The sequence below is a fragment of the Pseudarthrobacter xylosi genome (assembly GCF_055412765.1).
The window spans coordinates 407,958-424,943 of sequence record NZ_JBVAYT010000001.1; the positions used below are offsets into that span (position 1 = coordinate 407,958).

Consider the following 16,986-nt stretch of genomic DNA (forward strand, 5'->3'; position numbering starts at 1 on the left):
GCGGCTAGTCGCCTGGCGCGTCGGCCTTGGAGAGTTCGCCCGTGATCCGTTCGCCGGGGATCCGGGCGGTCCGCCACGTATCCAGGGCGATGGCGGCACCGAGGATCAGCAGCGAGAGCGTAATCGAGGCCAGCGCGTCGCTGAACCAGTGGTAGCCGAGGTACAGGCGGCTTACCACGGCGAGGACTATGCCGATGCCCGCACCCACGAAGCCGAAGACGGCCGACCTCGGGTTTTCCCGTCTCGAGAAAACCAGGAACGTGGTCACCAGCAGGAAGTCGCAGGCACCCAGGACGTGACCGGACGGGAACGAGAAGGTGTGGTCGGCGCCGAACAGCATCAGTTCCACGGGGGGCCGCGAGCGCTGGACGATCGCCAGGATGATCTGCGATATCACGACGCCGGTCAGCATGGCGGCGGCGAGCATGATGGGCCGCCAGGCGTGTTTCGCCGCGAACCCCCAGACCACCGTCACCACCAGCACGATGATGGGCAAGGCGACGGGACCGAAGACCACCGCGAGGAAGATCATCACGGCAGTGAGGGTGTCTGACCGGAGCGAGAGCAGCCAGTTGCGGATGGATTCGTCGGGACCCCACGGGCCGGTGTTGCTCTGCAGGACGCCCACCAGCGTAACGACGAACAGCAGGGTCCCCACGCTGATGAGCACCACCGCCGTCCGGTACAGGGCCTTCCGCGCGGCCGGTTCCATGAAGCGTTCCTCCACCACGAACTTGTCATGGAAGGTCCGCCAAAAACTGTTCTTGCCTGCCTGCTCTGCCACTGTATTTCCGTCCGTGCGCCGTTATGGAGTGCCTAAGGTGAAGATTATCCCTTCTGCCCGCTATTGGCCCTGATCTTTACTACGGCGGCTCCCCACCGGCATGTCAGCCCGCCGAGGTAGCCTGACTTAATGGGCGCGATGAATGAGCTGATCAACCGGCAGGGTGTTGATACACTCGCCGGAACCCTGGCTGAGGCCGCTCCGGGAACGGACTGGCCGCACGTCGCCGCTGCCGCCGCCCACTTGGACGATCTGAGCCTGCGCGGCCGGACGGATGCTGTGAGCAGTGCGCTGCTGGCGGACGTCCGGCAGCTTCCGGATCCGGGATATCCGACGGCGGCACGCATCTTCCGGAGCGCCCTTTCCGGCGCCGGTTTCATGGGGTGGGTCCTCTGGCCGGTATCCGATGCGGCCGTCACGCTTACCCTCGAATCAGGCACTGCGCCTGACTTTGACGACTGCCTGTCCCTCCTGGCCGAACTTACCCCGAGGCTCACCGGCGAGTTCGCCATCCGCCGGCTGCTGGCCGCGGACCTGGAGCGTTCCCTGCAGATCATCCAGGGCTGGACCGGGCATCATGACCAGCATGTCAGGCGGCTGGCCAGCGAGGGGACGCGGCCGTACCTCCCCTGGGCGGTGCGGGTACCCGCCGTCGTGCTTCATCCGGAGGCCACCCTCCCCATTCTGGACGCCCTCTACCGGGACCCTTCCGAGTACGTGCGGCGCTCGGTGGCGAACCATCTCAACGATCTGGCCCGGCACGCACCGGAGATAGTGGTGGCGACGGCGGCTCGCTGGCTGGCCTCCCCGGACGCCAACACCGCATGGGTGGTCAGGCATGGCCTGCGGACGCTGATCAAGAAGGCCCACCCCGGTGCACTTGCGCTGCAGGGGTTCACGCCGGCGTCGGTGGCTGTCACCGGGCCCAGGCTGGACAGGAACTCGGTGGCCATGCCGGGTGAACTGGCTTTCGACTTCGCGATCGCCAACACCGGAAACGGCGATGCCCAGCTCGCCGTGGACTATGTGGTCCACTACGTCAAAGCCAACGGCACGCAATCGGCCAAGGTCTTCAAGATCGCGGCGCTCACCCTGGCCGCCGGTGAGACCCGCACACTATCGAAGCGTCATGCCTTCCGGCAGATGACCACCCGGGTGCACCACCCGGGTGCACCACCCGGGGGTCCACGCCTTGGAACTGCAAATCAACGGGATCCGGCACGGGCACACGGAGTTTGAGCTGCATCTCTGAGCTATCCCATCGGTCGGTGGGAGGCACTGCGGGTACCTGTATCAGCAGCCACTCCCACCCGAGCGGAATGTGCGGTTCGCTAGTAAAGGAACATCCGGGCTCCTGCCCCTGACGAAGTGATGAGGAAACGAAAATGCGAGCAACCATCATGTATGGCGCCGGCGACGTGCGCGTGGAGAACGTGCCCGACCCCGTCATCCAGAATCCGACCGATGCCATCGTGCGGATCGTTAATTCCTGTATCTGCGGCTCCGACCTGCACCCCTACCACGGCATGCCCTCGTCCAGGCAGGGCAGCCCCATGGGACATGAGTTCATCGGCGTCGTCGAGGAAACGGGCAAAGAGGTGTCCACCCTGAAGAAGGGGGACTTCGTCATCGCCCCGTTCGCCTGGTCCGACGGGACATGTGTCTTCTGCCGTGAAGGCCTGCAGACCTCCTGCCGCCACGGCGGGTTCTGGGCCGCCGGCGGGATCGGCGGCGCCCAGGCCGAGGCCGTCCGCGTGCCGTTCGCCGATGGCACCCTGGTCAAGGCCCCGGTGGGTGAGGACAGTGAGCTGCTGCCCTCGCTCCTGACCCTCTCCGATGTCTACGGCACCGGCTACCACGCCGCTATCAAGGCAGGCGTCAACGCCCGGACCACCGTCACGGTCATCGGTGACGGCGCCGTGGGGCTGATGGCGGTGCTGTCCGCCAAGCAGCTCGGTGCCGAACAGATTATCCTGATGGGCCGCCACAAGGCCCGCACCGACCTGGGCATCGAATACGGCGCCACCGACGTCGTCGCCGAGCGCGGTGGGGCCGGCATCGAGAAGGTCCGCGAACTCAGCGGTGGCGACGGGACGCATACCGTTCTTGAGTGCGTGGGGCACCGCCCGGCGTACGACCAGGCCCTCGGCGTGATCCGCCCGGGAGGCGTGATCAGCCGGGTGGGCGTGCCCCAGTACGAGGACGCCCCGATCGGTTTCGGCTCCATGTTCGGCCCGAACATCACACTCACCGGCGGCCCCGCTCCCGTCCGCGCCTACATCGAGACGCTGCTGCCCGGCGTCCTGGACGGCTCCGTGAACCCGGGCAAGGTATTCGACCGCACCATCGGCCTGAACGACGTGCCCGACGGCTATCGCGCGATGGATTCCCGCGAGGCCCTCAAGGTCCTGGTCCGTCCGTAGCGTCACTCTCGAAAGGAACCAACCATGGCTACCTGGCTCATTACAGGCTGCTCCACCGGACTCGGCCGCGCACTCGCACAAACCGTTCTGGCGCACGGCCACAACGCCGTCGTCACGGCACGAAGCGTCACCGCGGTGGAAGACATCACGGCCGCTTACCTGGACACGGCCTTGGCACTTCCGCTCGACGTCACTGACCGGGCGCAGATCAGCACGGTGGTCCAACAGGCGCAGACACGATTTGGCGGCGTCGACGTGCTGGTCAACAACGCCGGCTACGGCTACCGCGCCGCGGTGGAAGAAGCGGACGACGCCGACATCCGGCAATTGTTCGACACAAACGTCTTCGGCGCTGTGGACATGATCAAAGCAGTCCTCCCGGGCATGCGCGCGAACCGGTCAGGGTCCATCCTGAACATCTCCTCGATCGGTGCGCGCATCTCGCCGGCCGGGTCGGGCTACTACTCGGCCACCAAGGCGGCCCTGGAGGGCCTCTCCGGATCGCTCCACAAGGAACTCAAACCGCTGGGCATCCACGTCACCGTCATCGAACCCGGCGCGTTCCGCACCGACTTCGCGGGCCGCTCGCTGACGCAGTCGGCGACGCCGATCGAGGACTACGCGGAGACGGCCGGGAAGCGGCGCAAGGAGAACGACACGATGGATGGAACACAGCCGGGTGACCCGGCCAAGGCTGCGGAAGCCATCGTGAAGGTCGCCGAAAGTGCGGACCCGCCGGCGCTGCTGGTGCTGGGCGAAGACGCTTTCGGCGCCTTTGCCGCAGTGGCCGAATGGCAGCGCTCGGAACTGGACCAGTGGCGGGACCTCAGCCTCAGCACCGGCATCGAAGGAGACAAAGCATGAGCACGCTTAAGCAACCCAAGACGTCCACCGTCAAGGGACCCGAGGACTGGTTTACCGGCGACGTCTATTTCAACGCGTACTACTCCGGCCAGCAGCCCTCCCGCGCCCGGCTGAATCTGGTGCGCTTCACCCCCGGCGCGCACACCGCCTGGCATAGGCACGCCGTCGGGCAGACCCTGCACGTCACGGAAGGCATGGGGTATGTCCAATCGCGTGGGGAAGAGCTGATCCAGCTGCACCCCGGCGATACCGTCTATACGCCCGCGGGCGAGTGGCACTGGCACGGCGCGACGGAAGGCAACTTCATGTGCCACCTCGCCCTGTGGGAAGCGCCCGTGGACAGCGAGGAACCCGAAACGGTCTGGGGTGCCAAGCTCACTGCCGACGAATACCCCTCGACGACATAGGAAGACGACAGGCACCCGCAGTTGCGCCGCAGAGCGGCGTTACTGCGGGTGCTTTGCAGCTGGTCCCGGTTCGGCCAAGGCCTCGTCGTGCGTGGCAGCCCAGGACGCCAACAGCTGCAAGGCGTCGGCCGTCGGTGAATCCGCAGGTGCGGTATAGACGTTCAACACCAAGCCGGGCTCACTCGGCAGTTCCATGGACTGGTAGTTCAGGTCAAGGTCCCCCACCACCGGATGATGCAACCTCTTAAGCCCGCTGCGGTGGAAGACCACATCCCGGGAAGCCCACCGGTCCCTGAACAGCTCGCTCTGCGTCGACAGCTCGCCAACAAGGCGGATCAGGTCGGGGTCGTGCGGATTCCTGCCTGCTTCAAGCCGGAGCATTGCTGCGGCATCGTTGGCGATCTGATCGTAGTCACGCCAGAACTCCCGGGCCGCCGGGTCAAGGTACGTAAAGCGGGTGGTGTTCACGGGCCGGTGCGCGCTTTGGAACACGGGCGAGTAGAGGGTCCGACCCATCCGGTTGGCAGCGAGGATGTCATGGCGGCCGTTGCGGACCCACGCCGGCGCGTCAGCCATCGCATCAAGCACCTGCTGGACTTCAGGCCGGACCGTGCTGGAAGGCTTGCTGCGGCTCCTGCGCCCCGGCCCCGCGGCGCGGGCGAGGTCAAAAAGATGCTCCCGCTCGGCTTCGTCCAGCTTCAGCGTGCGGGCCAGGGCATCCAGTACGCTTTCGGACGCCCCCGCGAGGTTGCCGCGCTCCAGTCGTACGTAGTAGTCCACGGAGACGCCGGCCAGCATTGCCACTTCCTCACGCCGGAGGCCGGCGACGCGCCGATTCCCGCCGTACGCAGGCAACCCGGCCTCCTCGGGCGAAATCCGCGCCCGCCTGGAACTCAGAAACTCTTTTATATCCGCGCGCACATCTCCCATACCCCTACGGTAAGCGACCCGCGGTCCGGGGCGGCAGGCACTGTCAGTACCTGCCTGCTCGGCATACACAACAGAGGCCGACGGCGCCCCCAATTGCCGCCGTCGGCCTCCCTTCCCCGCGCGGACGGCTAGAGCGATCCCGTGGTGAACTGCCACGTTTTGGTGGCCAGCTGATTGCCTGCGAGGTCGCGGATGGCCGTCCCGCCGCCGGTGACGGTGACCGCGTATTGCGTCTTGGCCGCAAGCGAGTTCTGCGGGTCCAGGATCCACTGGTTCCTGGTGCCGTTGCGGACGACGGCGGCAGGGACCACAGCGCCGGTGGCGGCGTTCTTCACCTTAAAAGTGGCCGTGCCTACGCCCTGGACTGGCTCACTGAAGGTCACCGAAAGGTTATTGTTCCGCCTGACGAGGATGGAGTTGCTGCCCGGCGTGAATCCTGTGACCGTGGGAGCCGGACCGGTGGTGAACGTCCAGCTTGTGCTGGCAAGCGGTGCGCCTGCGCTGCTGCGGATGCCGCTGGCGCTGGCGCTGCCCACCAGCGTCGCCGTGTAGGTGACATCCGCGGCCAGGTTGGCAGACGGATCGAGCGTGGCCGTTCTGGTTGCGGCGTTATATCTGACCGTTGCCGGGATGGCCGTGCCGGCGGCGTTCCGGAGCACAAACGTTCCGGCACCAACTCCTTGGACGGCCGTGCCGAACGTGGCCGTCACGTTGCTGGCCACGGGCACCGCCGTCGACTGTGCCGCGGGTGATTTGGCCGTGACGGAGAGCGGCAGGGTGCGCTGGTCCACGCGGTCCAACCCCCATGGTGCGGGCTGCTGCGTCGCGGAGAGAGTGATGGCCGCATCCACTTCAACTGAGGCGACGCGCGCCGAGCGGGACAACGCCGCGGCTTGCGCCGGCGTCGCGGTGACCACGGCGCCGCGCAGGGCGTGCGTAAAGGAACGCCCGACGCCGATGCCCTGCGTTTTCAGGCGTGCCGCCTCGGCGGGGATGTCCGTTTCGGCTGCATACCGGACCAGGTAGCGGACGCTTGCGTCGGTGCCGGCCTGGGCTACGGCCGGCTCGGTGGCCCCGGCGGGCAGGCCCGACGCGGTCAGTGCCGCGGCAGAAATCAGCATGGCGGCAGCGGGCAGCACAAAACGGAAGGTGCGCATGGTGGGGTCCTAGCGAGGCGGTCAGGATTGATGCTGGCGGCAACAAATCCCCGCCCATCACCAGACTAGGAGCCCGCTACGCACCGATGCGCGAACTGGGCCGATCCTGTGCCAACCCTTCGGTGCCTGCGGAATTCTTGAGGTACCGTCTGCGTCAGTCCTCCGTGGGCGTGGTCTTGTTGGAGTGGTAGGTCCGCCACGTATGTTCAGGCTCGAATCCCAGCAGGCGCCGGGCCTTGTCGATGGACAGCATGGTCTCGTGTTCGCCCAGCTCCTTGGTCACGGTGACGTTGGGGAAAACCTCCGCGGCAAGGCTGGCACTGGAACGCGTCATCACCGTGTCAGCGTTCGCGACGATGAAAGCCTCGAATCCGGGCTGGCCGTTTTCCAGCGCCCGCGCCACAGCCTGCGCGCCGTCGCGCCCGTCAATGTAGCCCCAAAGGTTCCATTTCCGCGCCCGTGCGTCGGAGTCGAACGACGGGAACCGTTCGTAGTCTTCAGGGTCCATAACGTTGGAAAACCGCAGTCCCGTAATACTCAGCTCAGGATCCCAGCGCGTCAGCTGGATCGCCATCTGCTCCTCGAGGTGCTTCACCAGGGAGTAGGTGCTTTCCGGCCGGGCCGGATATTCCTCATCCACCGGGATGTAGGGCGGGTCGACGTCGAACGGCAGTCCCAGCACCGTCTCGCTGGAGGCGTAAACCACCTTCTTGATCCCTGCCCGCCGGGCAGCCTGGAAGACGTTGTAGGTGGAGAGCATGTTGTTCTCGAACGTGGCGGCATCCGGAATGATGCCAGGCGCCGGAATGGCCCCAAGATGGACGATCGCATCGAAACCGTCATGCCGGTCATCGAGTCCCAGGAACACGTCAAGGACCTGTCCGTAGTTGCGCAGGTCCACGATGGCCAGCCCGGGACTCCGTTCCCCGGCCCGGTCCAGGTTCAGCACCTGGTGGCCGTCGCCGGTCAGTCTGCGGACCACATGCCTTCCGAGTTTTCCGCTGCCGCCTGTCACTGCAATTCTCATGGGGACACCCGCGCGGCCAGGAACTTTTCGACGGCGGCGATGGCCGCTTCGGTGATTTCGCCAGGGCTCCCGCTCCCGTCGACGGAGATAATCAACCCCCGGCCAGCATAAACGGACACGACCTCGTGGGTTTCGCGGTGGTAGAGGTCCAGGCGGCGCCGGAAGACTTCGAGGGTGTCGTCCTTCCGGCCCTGTTCCTTGGCCCGCTGCAGCATCCGTTGCTCCAGTTCGGAATCCGGTGCGCGGAGTTCCACCACGGCGTCGAGGCGGTGGCCTTGCGAAGCCAGTACGTTATCCAGTTCCATGACCTGGGGAGCTGTCCGGGGGTACCCGTCCAGCAGGAAACCGGGCTGCAGATCGGCGTCGAGGAGCCGGTCCTTAACCAGGGCGTTGGTGAGATGGTCCGGGACGAAAGCGCCGTCGTCGAGATACTTGGCGGCCTCAACGCCCAGCGGCGTCTCCTGGCTGACATTGGTCCGGAAGATTTCGCCGGTGGATACGGTCGGGATGCCGAAATGCTTAGCGATGTGCACCGCTTGGGTGCCTTTCCCTGAGCCCGGCGGCCCGATGATGAGCAGTCTGGTCATGTTCCTGTCCCTCCGCGGCGTCCTTGCCGGCTGGTCTCGGGTGCACCGTCGGCAGCGCCAACGTGAGCTTCATTCTGCCCACAGTTGCCAACACAATGCCAGCCTCCGGGAGGGGATCCGGAGGCTGGCGTTGTTGTGAAGGGCCCGCCATGCGTACGGGGAGTCGTCAGCCTGTGTCGCTGTCCATGTCCGGTTCGGAGCCGAGGAGGCGGCCAGCCTAAACCGAGTAGACCAAGTAGGACGAATGATTTTCGGCGAAGAAAGACACGTACCCACCCACGTTGTTGCGGGTAATTGCCCATGGAACCTTTGGGGCTATCGGTACTCAGCCAGGGGCCGCAACCAGCCAAACAGAAACACCGGCCGGCACAGCGAGTGCATCGGTCTCAACAAAAAGGGGAACTCCTCATGCGCAAAATGTCCAAGAAGAACAAGATCGCCGCCGTTTGTGCCGCTGCAGTCCTGACCAGTGTGGGAGGCGGAGTGGCCTACGCCTACTGGACCACCACCGGTGCCGGTACCGGCTCCGGAACGAATGCAACGGCCAACGGCACGGTTGTCCTGTCGGCCGCTGTCCCTGCCGGGCTTACCCCCGGTGGCAGCGGTACGGTGACGTACACGGCGAGCAATGGCGGCACGTCGAGTCTGCGGGTCGGGACCATCCACGCCGTCGTGAGCACGAGCGACCCGCTGTGCCTCCCGGCAGACTTCACCATTGCCGACGTTGTCTCCAACTCGACTGTGCCGGCGGCCACCTCCAACGTTGCTGTAGGTTCCGGAACGTTGTCCTTCGCCGACACGGCCGTGAACCAGGACGCTTGCAAGGGTGCTCTCATCACGCTCACCCTGACCAGCGACTAATGACTCCGTCGCTGGGCCGGCCGCTGATGCCCGGCCCAGTGACGGACCCATTCACGATTTGAAGCACACTCGTTCAGAAGGGGTACAAGATGCAGAAGCAACGATGGTCCTTCCCGCCGTCCGCTCGCCCGGCCAGGACCGTTGTTAAGCTGCTGCTGCTCGGACTGCTGGTCATGCTGGTCCCGGCCGGCGCATTAATCGCCGCCAGCCAGAACGCCAAGCCGGGCATCACCCTGCAGATCTCGCCTGCAAGTCAGTCCATTGAGCGAGCCAAGACCGCCAGCTATGTGGTGACCGCTACGTCAACAGGCGGTTTTTCCGGTGCCGTCTCCCTGAGTGCAGGCGCACTGCCGGGCGGATCATCTGCCACCTTCTCACCGTCGTCCGTCACCTTGAGTGCGGGGACGACAGCGACGGCGACAATGAATGTCTCGACTACCCAAGCTACGCCGATCGGGACCTACAGCCTCAGCATCAGCGGCGTCAGCGGCAAAGTCAGCGGCACCGTTTCTGCCGGGCTGACAGTTAATTATCCGATTTCCAGTTCATTCTCGATGAGCGCGACGCCCGCCTCCGTGACTGTGCCGCCAGGTTCCATCGGTGTGTATTCAACCCAATTCTCCCGTAACAACTTCACCGGACCGATCAACCTGAGTGTGTCAGGTGGCCTGCCGCCAGGTTTTACGCCCGCCTACGCGCCGAACCCGGCCACAGGGAACTCTTCGACTCTGCAGATCACCACGCCAGCCAATGCTTCGGATGGCACCTACACGCTTAAATTGGTGGGCTCCGGGCCTGATGCTAACGGCACAATTCAGAATGCCTCTGCCAGCGTCCAACTGGTCATCGACTCCACACAGAAGAGCTTCGCTCTCTCCGGAAACCTGGCAGGCCAGCTGGCGCCGGGCAAGTCGCTCCCGCTGGATCTTGGCATCACCAATCCCAATAACAAGACCTTGGCGCTGACCAATCTGTCCGTCTCCATCAAGAGCGTGACCCGGACTGCCGACGCCATCGCCCGGAACCTCCAGTGCGCGGCAGCCGAATACACGGTGACGCAGTACAGCGGTCCGTACCCGCTTGCAGTGCCGCCCGGCAGCTCCTCGCTGTCCGGCTTGGGCATCTCCGTGAACCAGCAGCCACAGTTCAGAATGCTCAATACGCCCGCCAACCAGGACGGATGCAAGGGCGCATCCCTCCAACTGGTTTACTCCGGATCAGGACAAGGTAGCTGAGATGAATTCCATGGGATGGATGAGGGCCCGGGGTGTCAAAGTGGCAGTTCTGACGGGCGTGCTGTCTTTGGCAATCGGTGCTGGGACAGCGTATGCGTACTGGGCCACGGACGGCTCCGGCGCCGGTTCCGCTGGCACCGGAGACATGCAGACCGTCACTGTGGACGCACTCGTTCCCGGTGACGGTCCGGCGTCAACCCTGATTCCTGGCGGGACTGCCGACGTTGTGCTACGGGTAACGAATCCGAACCCCTATTCCGTCCAGGTGTACAGCGTCACCAACAACGGCCCAGCCACTGCCGATACCGCCCATCCTTCCTGCACCACCACGGGCGTCATGTTCTCCGGCGCTCCGGGTCCACTCAGCCCGGCCGTCTCTATCGCAGCGAATTCGAGCACCTTGGTTTCACTTCCCGGGGCGGCGAGCATGGACGCGACATCGCAGTCAGCCTGCCAGGGCGCCACCTTCCATCTTCCAGTCACGTTGGCGGTCCGAAAATGAGCATTCAACCACGAGACCAAATGCCCCGCGCCGGCTGGCTGAGGACCCGTGCCCCCTGGGTAGTACTCGGGATTCTCCTGGTGTCCGGCATCGGTTCCGCAGCCTACGCGTTCTGGCAGTCCATCAGCAGCAGCAACTTCGCCGCCGCTGCCGGCGACGTCGTCATGCCCGGAAGCAAGCCATCCGGCTCCGTCCAGGGAGCCAATATCTCCGTGAGCTGGTCCGCCGGTTCCACCTCTGGCGGACGCGCTGTCACCGGCTACACCTTGGCCCGGTACAGCACCGCTGCGGGCGGATCCATAACCCCAGCCACCGGGACCTGCGGCGGCACCCTCACGGTCCTCAGCTGCGTGGAACAAAACGTCCCCGGCGGAACGTGGTACTACACTGTCACGCCAACCATCGCACTCTGGAGCGGCGCAGAAAGCCCACGCAGTGCCGGCGTGACCGCTGATATCACGGCGCCCGTGGCGTCCGTGGCGTCGATTTCCCCCACCCCCAACGCCTCCGGCTTCAACAACAGCAGCCCCGTTATCGTCAACCTCACAGCCCAGGACAACGCAGGTGGATCAGGCGTCGCCTCGATCACCTACGCCGTTGATTCCGGCAGCCCAACCACGGTGAACGGCGCCAACGCAGCCGTCTCCGTGAGCGGTAACGGTACTCACGTCGTGTCGTATTTCGCGACCGATAATGCGGGCAACGCAAGCTCCTCCCAGAATCTTGCAGTCAAAATCGACACGGTGGCACCGGGAACGCCATCCATCATCGTGCCCACGTACGTAAACATCGCCAACGTCGCCGGTGTCCCCGTCAGCGGTACGGCTGAGCCTGGATCCACCGTGACGCTTACGGTCAAAGATGCCGGATCGGCCCACACGGTTTCACAAACAGTGACAGCCACCGGCGCAGGAGCATGGACCGCTACCGGCCTCAATCTGACCTCGCTGAACCAAGGCACCGCCACGTACACGGCGAAAGCCACGGACGCTGCCGGCAATACGGGGTCCACGGTGACCGTCACCAGCATCAAGGACACACTGCCTCCGGCCGCGCCAACCATCTCCGCCCCGACGTATGTCAACATCGCTAACGGTGCCAACGTTCCGGTCAGCGGAACGGCGGAGGCCGGCGCGGCAGTAAGCCTGCTCGTCACCGACGCAGGAACCGCCCACACTGTTTCAACAACTGCGACGGCGGGCGGCGGGGCCTGGTCCACTACCGGGCTCAACCTGACATCACTCAACGACGGCGCGGTCACGTACACGGCAACTGCTACGGACGCAGCCGGCAACACCGGGACTTCAGCGGCCGTGACCAAGACCAAAGACACGGTCGCCCCCGGACTGCCAACCGTCAGTGTTCCACCGTTCGTAACTCCAGGGAACATGGCTAGCGTTCCGGTCAACGGCACCGCCGATCCAGGCGCAATTGTTGCCCTGACCGTCACGGACCCCGGGTCAGCCCACACCGTGTCACAAAATCCAACGGCCAACGGTGCTGGCGCATGGGCCGCCACAGCCCTTAACCTGACCACGCTGAACCAAGGCACGGTCACCTACAAGGTGACTGTCACCGATGCGGCCGGCAATGCCAGCACCGCGACAACGACGAACACGAAGGACACGGTTTCCGCCACTCCTGTCGTCACTCCTCCTCCGTCAGTGAATGCCGCCAACGTCGGCACCGTCGTGATCAACGGCACGTCAGATGCGGGGGCATCGGTCACTCTCACGGTCACCGATGCCGGTTCCGTCCACTCCATCAACCAGACTGTCACTGCAAATGGCGCGGGAGCTTGGTCCGTCGGCGGGCTCGACCTAGGCTCATTCAACTCCGGTGCCATCAGTTACTCGGCGAGGGCAACGGACCCGGTCGGCAATATCAGCGCCGCAGGTACAGCAACGAACACGAAGGATGTCGCATCGCCCACGGTGACAGGGGTCGCGCTGGCCGGAGGAAATGGAACGGCCGACAGCGGAGACTCAGTGACCATCACTTACTCGGAACGCATGGATGCCTCTAAGTTCTGCGGTACCTGGACTAACACCGGCACGGGACTGCTGACGCTCAACACAAACGGTGACGTGACTGTCACTCTGGCGGACAACGGGTCCAATGACACACTGACTGTCTCCAGCAGCAGTGTATGTTCCTCCCTCAATATCGGGACCGTGAGCTTGGGCGGAAATTACATCGGCTCGGGGGTGGCCACGTTCAATGGGAACGGAAGCAACAAGTCGACCGTTCAATGGGATCCGGTGAACTTTAGGCTCACCATCGTCCTCGGAACCAGAAGCGGGACAGCGACTACGAGCGCCGCAGGTTTCCCTTCCTACACCCCGCCGTCGGGCCTGTCCGATGTGGCTGGGAACCCGGTTGGCCCGTTTACCTCTGCAAGTAGCTCAAGGTTCTGACGTTCGGCACAACCGGCGTCGGAACCGGAGGGCTGAACCCCATCGACTTCCAATGAAGTAATACATGCTGAGACCCCTGGACCTACCTAAGGTCCGGGGGTCTCAGCGTGGTTGGACTTGGTTAGCAAAAGACCGGGCTAGCCGCCGGATGTGCTCCGCTGCCTGGCCGCCCTGTGGCGCTTCGCAAGGCTCTGGCCTGTATATACTTCTGGTTATCGGTTTAGCAGCAGGCCGTTGGACAGTTCGTCGATCCAGCGACCGTCGCCACCCTTTTTGCCTCCACGGCAGGGTTGTGTGGGGAGTTGCCGGCTCGTTTTGACCTGAGCGAATGGCACTAAGAACCCGTGGCCAGCGAGTCAACAGCAAATACAGCTACATCAATCACCGAGCACCTGCACGAAGAACTCCTCAACAGCTCCGACGTAGAGGAGTTCCTGGATGAGCTCGCCCGCGTTTCGGCGCGCAATCTTTCCGAACCCGGCCATGAAGTGCTGTGCGTTATTACTCTTCTACGTCAGCGCAAGGCGGCCACCATTGCCAGCAGCGGCGCCGCTGCCCGCGCTGTCAGCCAGATTGAATACCAGTCCGAGCAGAGCCCCGGCATGGCTGCGTCGCTAGAGCAGGTGACGGTCCATGTTCCTGACGTGAAGGACGAAGCACGCTGGCTTGAATACTGCGAAGGGGTCCTGGACCAAGGCATTCGTTCAGTCCTCGCCATCCCGTTCCGGCTGGAGGGGGAAACCAAAGCCACCCTCCTCCTCTACTCCCACCGGACCTCCCGCTTCGAAGGCCGCGTCCTGAAGGCGGCGGAGGACTTTGTCCGCCAGACGTCGTTGGCCCTGCGGCTTGCGGTGCGTTTCGCGCACTACAGCGAGACGGCGGCGCACCTGCGTGCCACCCTCGAATCCCGCACAGTGATCGACATGGCGGTGGGCATCATCATGGCTCAGAACCGGTGCAGCCAGCAGGAGGCATTTGACCTGCTTAAAGCGGCGTCCAGTACCCGCAATTCCAAGCTGCATGTCGTCGCGGCGGCCGTGGTGAATGCGCTGGGCCAGGGGCCGGCCCAGACGCACTACGACGGCTGAGCCCCGCCCCGCAGCCGGCGGCCGGCGAGGTGACCGCTGAGACGACCGGCGGGCAGTTTGCGTAATACGTCACGTTGACGGTTTACCCACCCCACCAGCCCGTACACTGGTGGCAAAGCTGGCTGAGAGGCTTTCATGGAAACAAAACGCATCTGCCTTGTCATCGAGGACAACGATGACATCCGCGGTCTGATCACGGTGGTCCTGACGCGCGCAGGTTTTTCCGTGCGTTCGGTCGCCAACGGGGCCGCGGGAATTGCCGCGGCCGCTGAACCATCGGTTGCGCTGATCACTCTGGACCTTGGCCTGCCGGACATGGACGGGCACGTCGTAGCCCGGGCCATCCGTGCCTTAAGCACCGCTCCCATGCTGTTCCTCACCGCCAGGTCCGAGGAAGACGACATCCTGGCCGGGATGGCCTCCGGCGCTGCCGCTTACCTGACCAAGCCGTTCCACCCCAAGGAACTGCAGGAGCTCGCATTGCGGCTGAGCCCGGCGGATGCCCTCGCCCGTCAGAAGCCAACGCCACAACGGCAGCAGTAAGCGGCACCTTCGCGTCTGCCCACTTGTTTTCCCACCCGCTTGGCCACCAAGACGTGGCCTATTCAGCGTCAGGCGGCCGGCCGGCGTCGGACCCTGCCACTACCGCAATGGCTCCCAGGAGCAGCGCGGCGTTAGCCCAGAATATCCCCAGCACACCAAGGGGTGCGGCGAAAGAGCCGACGGCGATGGGCAGTGTAATCTGCGCCAGCCGGTTGACCGTCATGCGCAGGCCCAGAACAGCGCCGTGGCTCGAGGACGCAGTCAGGGACACCACCCAGGCCATGGTGAGCGGCTGCGGAATGCCGAGCCCAAGTCCCAGCCCGATCATCACCGCAATGGCACCATACGGTCCCACGAGCGGAAAGGCAGCCAGGGACAGGACGGCGGCGCCAATGGACACGATCAGCATCGCCTTGCGGCCGAAGCGCCCGATCAGCCGGGTCAGGCCCACCCTGCTCGCTACTGATACGGCGGCCCGGAGGGCCAGCAGCAATCCGACGACGGCGGCGCTCACGTTTTGTTCGGTGGCCCAGACCGGTACGAACGCGTACATCAGGTCCACGGTCACCAGCACAGCACCGCTGACCACCAGCGAGCGCCACAGCCCGGGAGCCTTCAGGACATTTCCCACGCTGACCCGCTCAGCCGCGCTCTTGTGCCTGCCCTTGCGAAGGCGGGCGTCCGTGCGCCGGAGGAAGAAGTACGCCGGCGTGGCCAATGCACTGAAGCCCAGGCACACCAGCAGTCCCAGGCTGGTGTCCGGCTGCGCCCCGGCCGGAACACCCATCGATGCCACGAGGGTGACCGCGGGCGGACCGATGAGCTGGCCGATGGACGCGGCGGCGGTCAGTGTGCCGAATGCACTGTCAGTGGAACCTTCACTGCTGACGTGGGCCACAAATGCCTGCTGGCCCACCATCACCATGAGATGACCCAGGCCGATGAGGGCACTGGCCGCCAGCAGGACGGCAAGCCCCCGGAAGGCCAGCATCGTGAGGGTACCCGCGGCCGCCGTCAGCAGCCCGATGAAGGCCATGGCGGTGCCGCCGAACCTGTCAGCCAGCCTCCCTGCGGGCAGGGCTGTCAGTAGTGCCGGCAGCGCGAAGCTCGATGCCAGGACGCCCAGGAATACCGGGTCCGCGCCTTCGGCGAGTGCCCGGTACCCGATGATGAGCCGGATTCCCACCCACGAGGCCTGCGCCAGGACTGCCTGCGCACTGAGGGCCGTCCGCCATCTGGCGGCACTCACGCCCGAAGCGGGATTTCGTCCGCCCCACCCAACAGGCGGGTCAGATCCTCGATTCCGTCCCTTGCCGCCCTGTACCGGGTGGGGTCCAAGTGGAACACTGCAAGCTGCAGCGCGTAGGCCAGGAGAACAGGAATCAGCTGGGTCCGGTACTCTCCGTCGTCGCCGCGCCTGGCCGTGATGAGATGGTCCGGGCTGGGGCGGAAGTGGTACCCCGGCACGTCCGAGATCAGGATGCTCTTGCCGCCCCGCCGGGCAGCCTCGGACACCAAAGCGGCGAGCTGGAGTGGAGCTTCCCGTAGCGCGAAACCAATAAGGGTGCTGTTTTCGTTGAAGCTGACGAACCGTTCGGCCAGATCCTTGGGGGCGGTCCCCAGCGTGACTGTGGTCAGGCCCAGCCTGCGCAGACGGCGTGCCATCAGGTCACGGGTCGGCTTCTCGTCGTCCCTCGAAAACAGGTAGATGGTCCGGGATGCATGCAACGTCCTGGCCGCAGCGTCCAGGTCTTCCTGGGAGACGAAGTGGGGCAGCCGCTTCAGCGCAACGATTTCGTCGGCTACGAAGGCGGACAAATCGTAACCGGTGTCTCCGCGCATGATTCCGTCATGATCTTCCTGGATCTGGGTCTCGTCTTTGCGCAGGTCATTCCGCAGATCCGGGTAACCGCGGTAGCCCAGCTTCTTTGCCAGCCGTACAACGGTGGATTCATGGGTCTTCGCCCGGTCCGCAACCTCCGCCGCCGGAATTCCTGACATGTCGTCCCCCATCAGGACGTTCATAACGCGCTCCTCGGAGGCGCTGAGCTGGACCGTGCTGCTGGCCACTACTGCTTTGAAACCCACTCTGGCTCTCCTTTGAGATCCCTATTCGAAAAACTGTGATGCTTGACACTCTCTCACGAACATGCAATCCTGT

General features: G+C 64.7%; 17 protein-coding genes and 1 pseudogene. 10 read left to right on the top strand and 8 right to left on the bottom strand.

The features are described 5' to 3' along the window. Positions 1 to 4 precede the first annotated feature (4 nt). Entirely contained in the window at positions 5 to 784 is a 780-nt protein-coding gene (locus tag ACZY1F_RS01910) for a phosphatase PAP2 family protein (RefSeq protein ID WP_463939970.1), read from the bottom strand. A gap of 951 nt (positions 785 to 1,735) precedes the next feature. On the opposite strand from ACZY1F_RS01910, the pseudogene ACZY1F_RS21245 reads away from it, so the two are divergent. The 5 genes and pseudogenes from ACZY1F_RS21245 to ACZY1F_RS01930 form a co-directional block, all read left to right on the top strand. Then, positions 1,736 to 1,867, top strand: a pseudogene (locus tag ACZY1F_RS21245) (YhaZ family DNA alkylation repair protein); the annotation flags it as partial. Between the two features lie 85 nt (positions 1,868 to 1,952). Further along, positions 1,953 to 2,036 carry a YhaZ family DNA alkylation repair protein gene (locus ACZY1F_RS21250; RefSeq protein ID WP_498049653.1) on the top strand — a complete coding sequence of 28 codons (84 nt, stop codon included), beginning with the start codon at positions 1,953 to 1,955 and terminating at the stop codon, positions 2,034 to 2,036. Between the two features lie 133 nt (positions 2,037 to 2,169). Then, complete coding sequence (locus ACZY1F_RS01920; RefSeq protein ID WP_463939972.1) at positions 2,170 to 3,207, top strand: alcohol dehydrogenase catalytic domain-containing protein; 1,038 nt, start codon at positions 2,170 to 2,172, stop codon at positions 3,205 to 3,207. A gap of 24 nt (positions 3,208 to 3,231) precedes the next feature. Continuing rightward, positions 3,232 to 4,071: an oxidoreductase gene (locus tag ACZY1F_RS01925; RefSeq protein ID WP_463939973.1), complete on the top strand. Its 840-nt coding sequence runs from the start codon at positions 3,232 to 3,234 to the stop codon at positions 4,069 to 4,071. Then, a complete protein-coding gene (locus ACZY1F_RS01930; protein ID WP_463939974.1) occupies positions 4,068 to 4,478 on the top strand; it encodes a (R)-mandelonitrile lyase in 411 nt (136 codons plus the stop codon). The genes ACZY1F_RS01925 and ACZY1F_RS01930 overlap by 4 nt, the downstream gene beginning before the upstream one ends. A gap of 39 nt (positions 4,479 to 4,517) precedes the next feature. On the opposite strand, the gene ACZY1F_RS01935 is transcribed toward ACZY1F_RS01930, so the two are convergent. The 4 genes from ACZY1F_RS01935 to ACZY1F_RS01950 form a co-directional block, all read right to left on the bottom strand. Beyond that, complete coding sequence (locus tag ACZY1F_RS01935; RefSeq protein WP_463939975.1) at positions 4,518 to 5,408, bottom strand: helix-turn-helix transcriptional regulator; 891 nt, start codon at positions 5,406 to 5,408, stop codon at positions 4,518 to 4,520. Positions 5,409 to 5,536: 128 nt separating this feature from the next. After that, complete coding sequence (locus tag ACZY1F_RS01940; RefSeq protein ID WP_463939976.1) at positions 5,537 to 6,565, bottom strand: Ig-like domain-containing protein; 1,029 nt, start codon at positions 6,563 to 6,565, stop codon at positions 5,537 to 5,539. Between the two features lie 154 nt (positions 6,566 to 6,719). Beyond that, positions 6,720 to 7,592 (bottom strand): NAD-dependent epimerase/dehydratase family protein, encoded by an 873-nt coding sequence (locus tag ACZY1F_RS01945; protein WP_463939977.1) that lies wholly within the window; start codon positions 7,590 to 7,592, stop codon positions 6,720 to 6,722. Further along, on the bottom strand, positions 7,589 to 8,179 hold the full coding sequence (locus ACZY1F_RS01950) for an adenylate kinase (protein WP_463939978.1): 591 nt from the start codon (positions 8,177 to 8,179) through the stop codon (positions 7,589 to 7,591). Before ACZY1F_RS01950 ends, ACZY1F_RS01945 begins: the two co-directional genes overlap by 4 nt. A 408-nt stretch (positions 8,180 to 8,587) precedes the next feature. On the opposite strand from ACZY1F_RS01950, the gene ACZY1F_RS01955 reads away from it, so the two are divergent. Further along, complete coding sequence (locus tag ACZY1F_RS01955) at positions 8,588 to 9,040, top strand: hypothetical protein (protein WP_463939979.1); 453 nt, start codon at positions 8,588 to 8,590, stop codon at positions 9,038 to 9,040. A gap of 89 nt (positions 9,041 to 9,129) precedes the next feature. After that, complete coding sequence (locus ACZY1F_RS01960; protein WP_463939980.1) at positions 9,130 to 10,275, top strand: COG1470 family protein; 1,146 nt, start codon at positions 9,130 to 9,132, stop codon at positions 10,273 to 10,275. A gap of 252 nt (positions 10,276 to 10,527) precedes the next feature. Here ACZY1F_RS01960 and ACZY1F_RS01965 read toward each other — a convergent pair whose 3' ends face one another. Then, entirely contained in the window at positions 10,528 to 10,758 is a 231-nt protein-coding gene (locus ACZY1F_RS01965; RefSeq protein ID WP_463939981.1) for a hypothetical protein, read from the bottom strand. Between the two features lie 15 nt (positions 10,759 to 10,773). On the opposite strand from ACZY1F_RS01965, the gene ACZY1F_RS01970 reads away from it, so the two are divergent. From ACZY1F_RS01970 to ACZY1F_RS01980, 3 genes are all read left to right on the top strand, one after another. Beyond that, positions 10,774 to 13,194, top strand: a complete 2,421-nt coding sequence (locus ACZY1F_RS01970) for a beta strand repeat-containing protein (RefSeq protein WP_463939982.1) — start codon at positions 10,774 to 10,776, stop codon at positions 13,192 to 13,194. Between the two features lie 344 nt (positions 13,195 to 13,538). Beyond that, positions 13,539 to 14,282, top strand: a complete 744-nt coding sequence (locus tag ACZY1F_RS01975; protein WP_463939983.1) for a GAF and ANTAR domain-containing protein — start codon at positions 13,539 to 13,541, stop codon at positions 14,280 to 14,282. Between the two features lie 135 nt (positions 14,283 to 14,417). Further along, complete coding sequence (locus tag ACZY1F_RS01980) at positions 14,418 to 14,825, top strand: response regulator transcription factor (RefSeq protein ID WP_463939984.1); 408 nt, start codon at positions 14,418 to 14,420, stop codon at positions 14,823 to 14,825. Positions 14,826 to 14,883: 58 nt separating this feature from the next. Here the strand turns inward: ACZY1F_RS01980 and ACZY1F_RS01985 are convergent, their stop codons facing one another. Continuing rightward, positions 14,884 to 16,074 (bottom strand): MFS transporter, encoded by a 1,191-nt coding sequence (locus ACZY1F_RS01985; protein WP_463939985.1) that lies wholly within the window; start codon positions 16,072 to 16,074, stop codon positions 14,884 to 14,886. Then, positions 16,071 to 16,913: a MurR/RpiR family transcriptional regulator gene (locus ACZY1F_RS01990; protein ID WP_463939986.1), complete on the bottom strand. Its 843-nt coding sequence runs from the start codon at positions 16,911 to 16,913 to the stop codon at positions 16,071 to 16,073. Before ACZY1F_RS01990 ends, ACZY1F_RS01985 begins: the two co-directional genes overlap by 4 nt. Positions 16,914 to 16,986 lie beyond the last annotated feature (73 nt).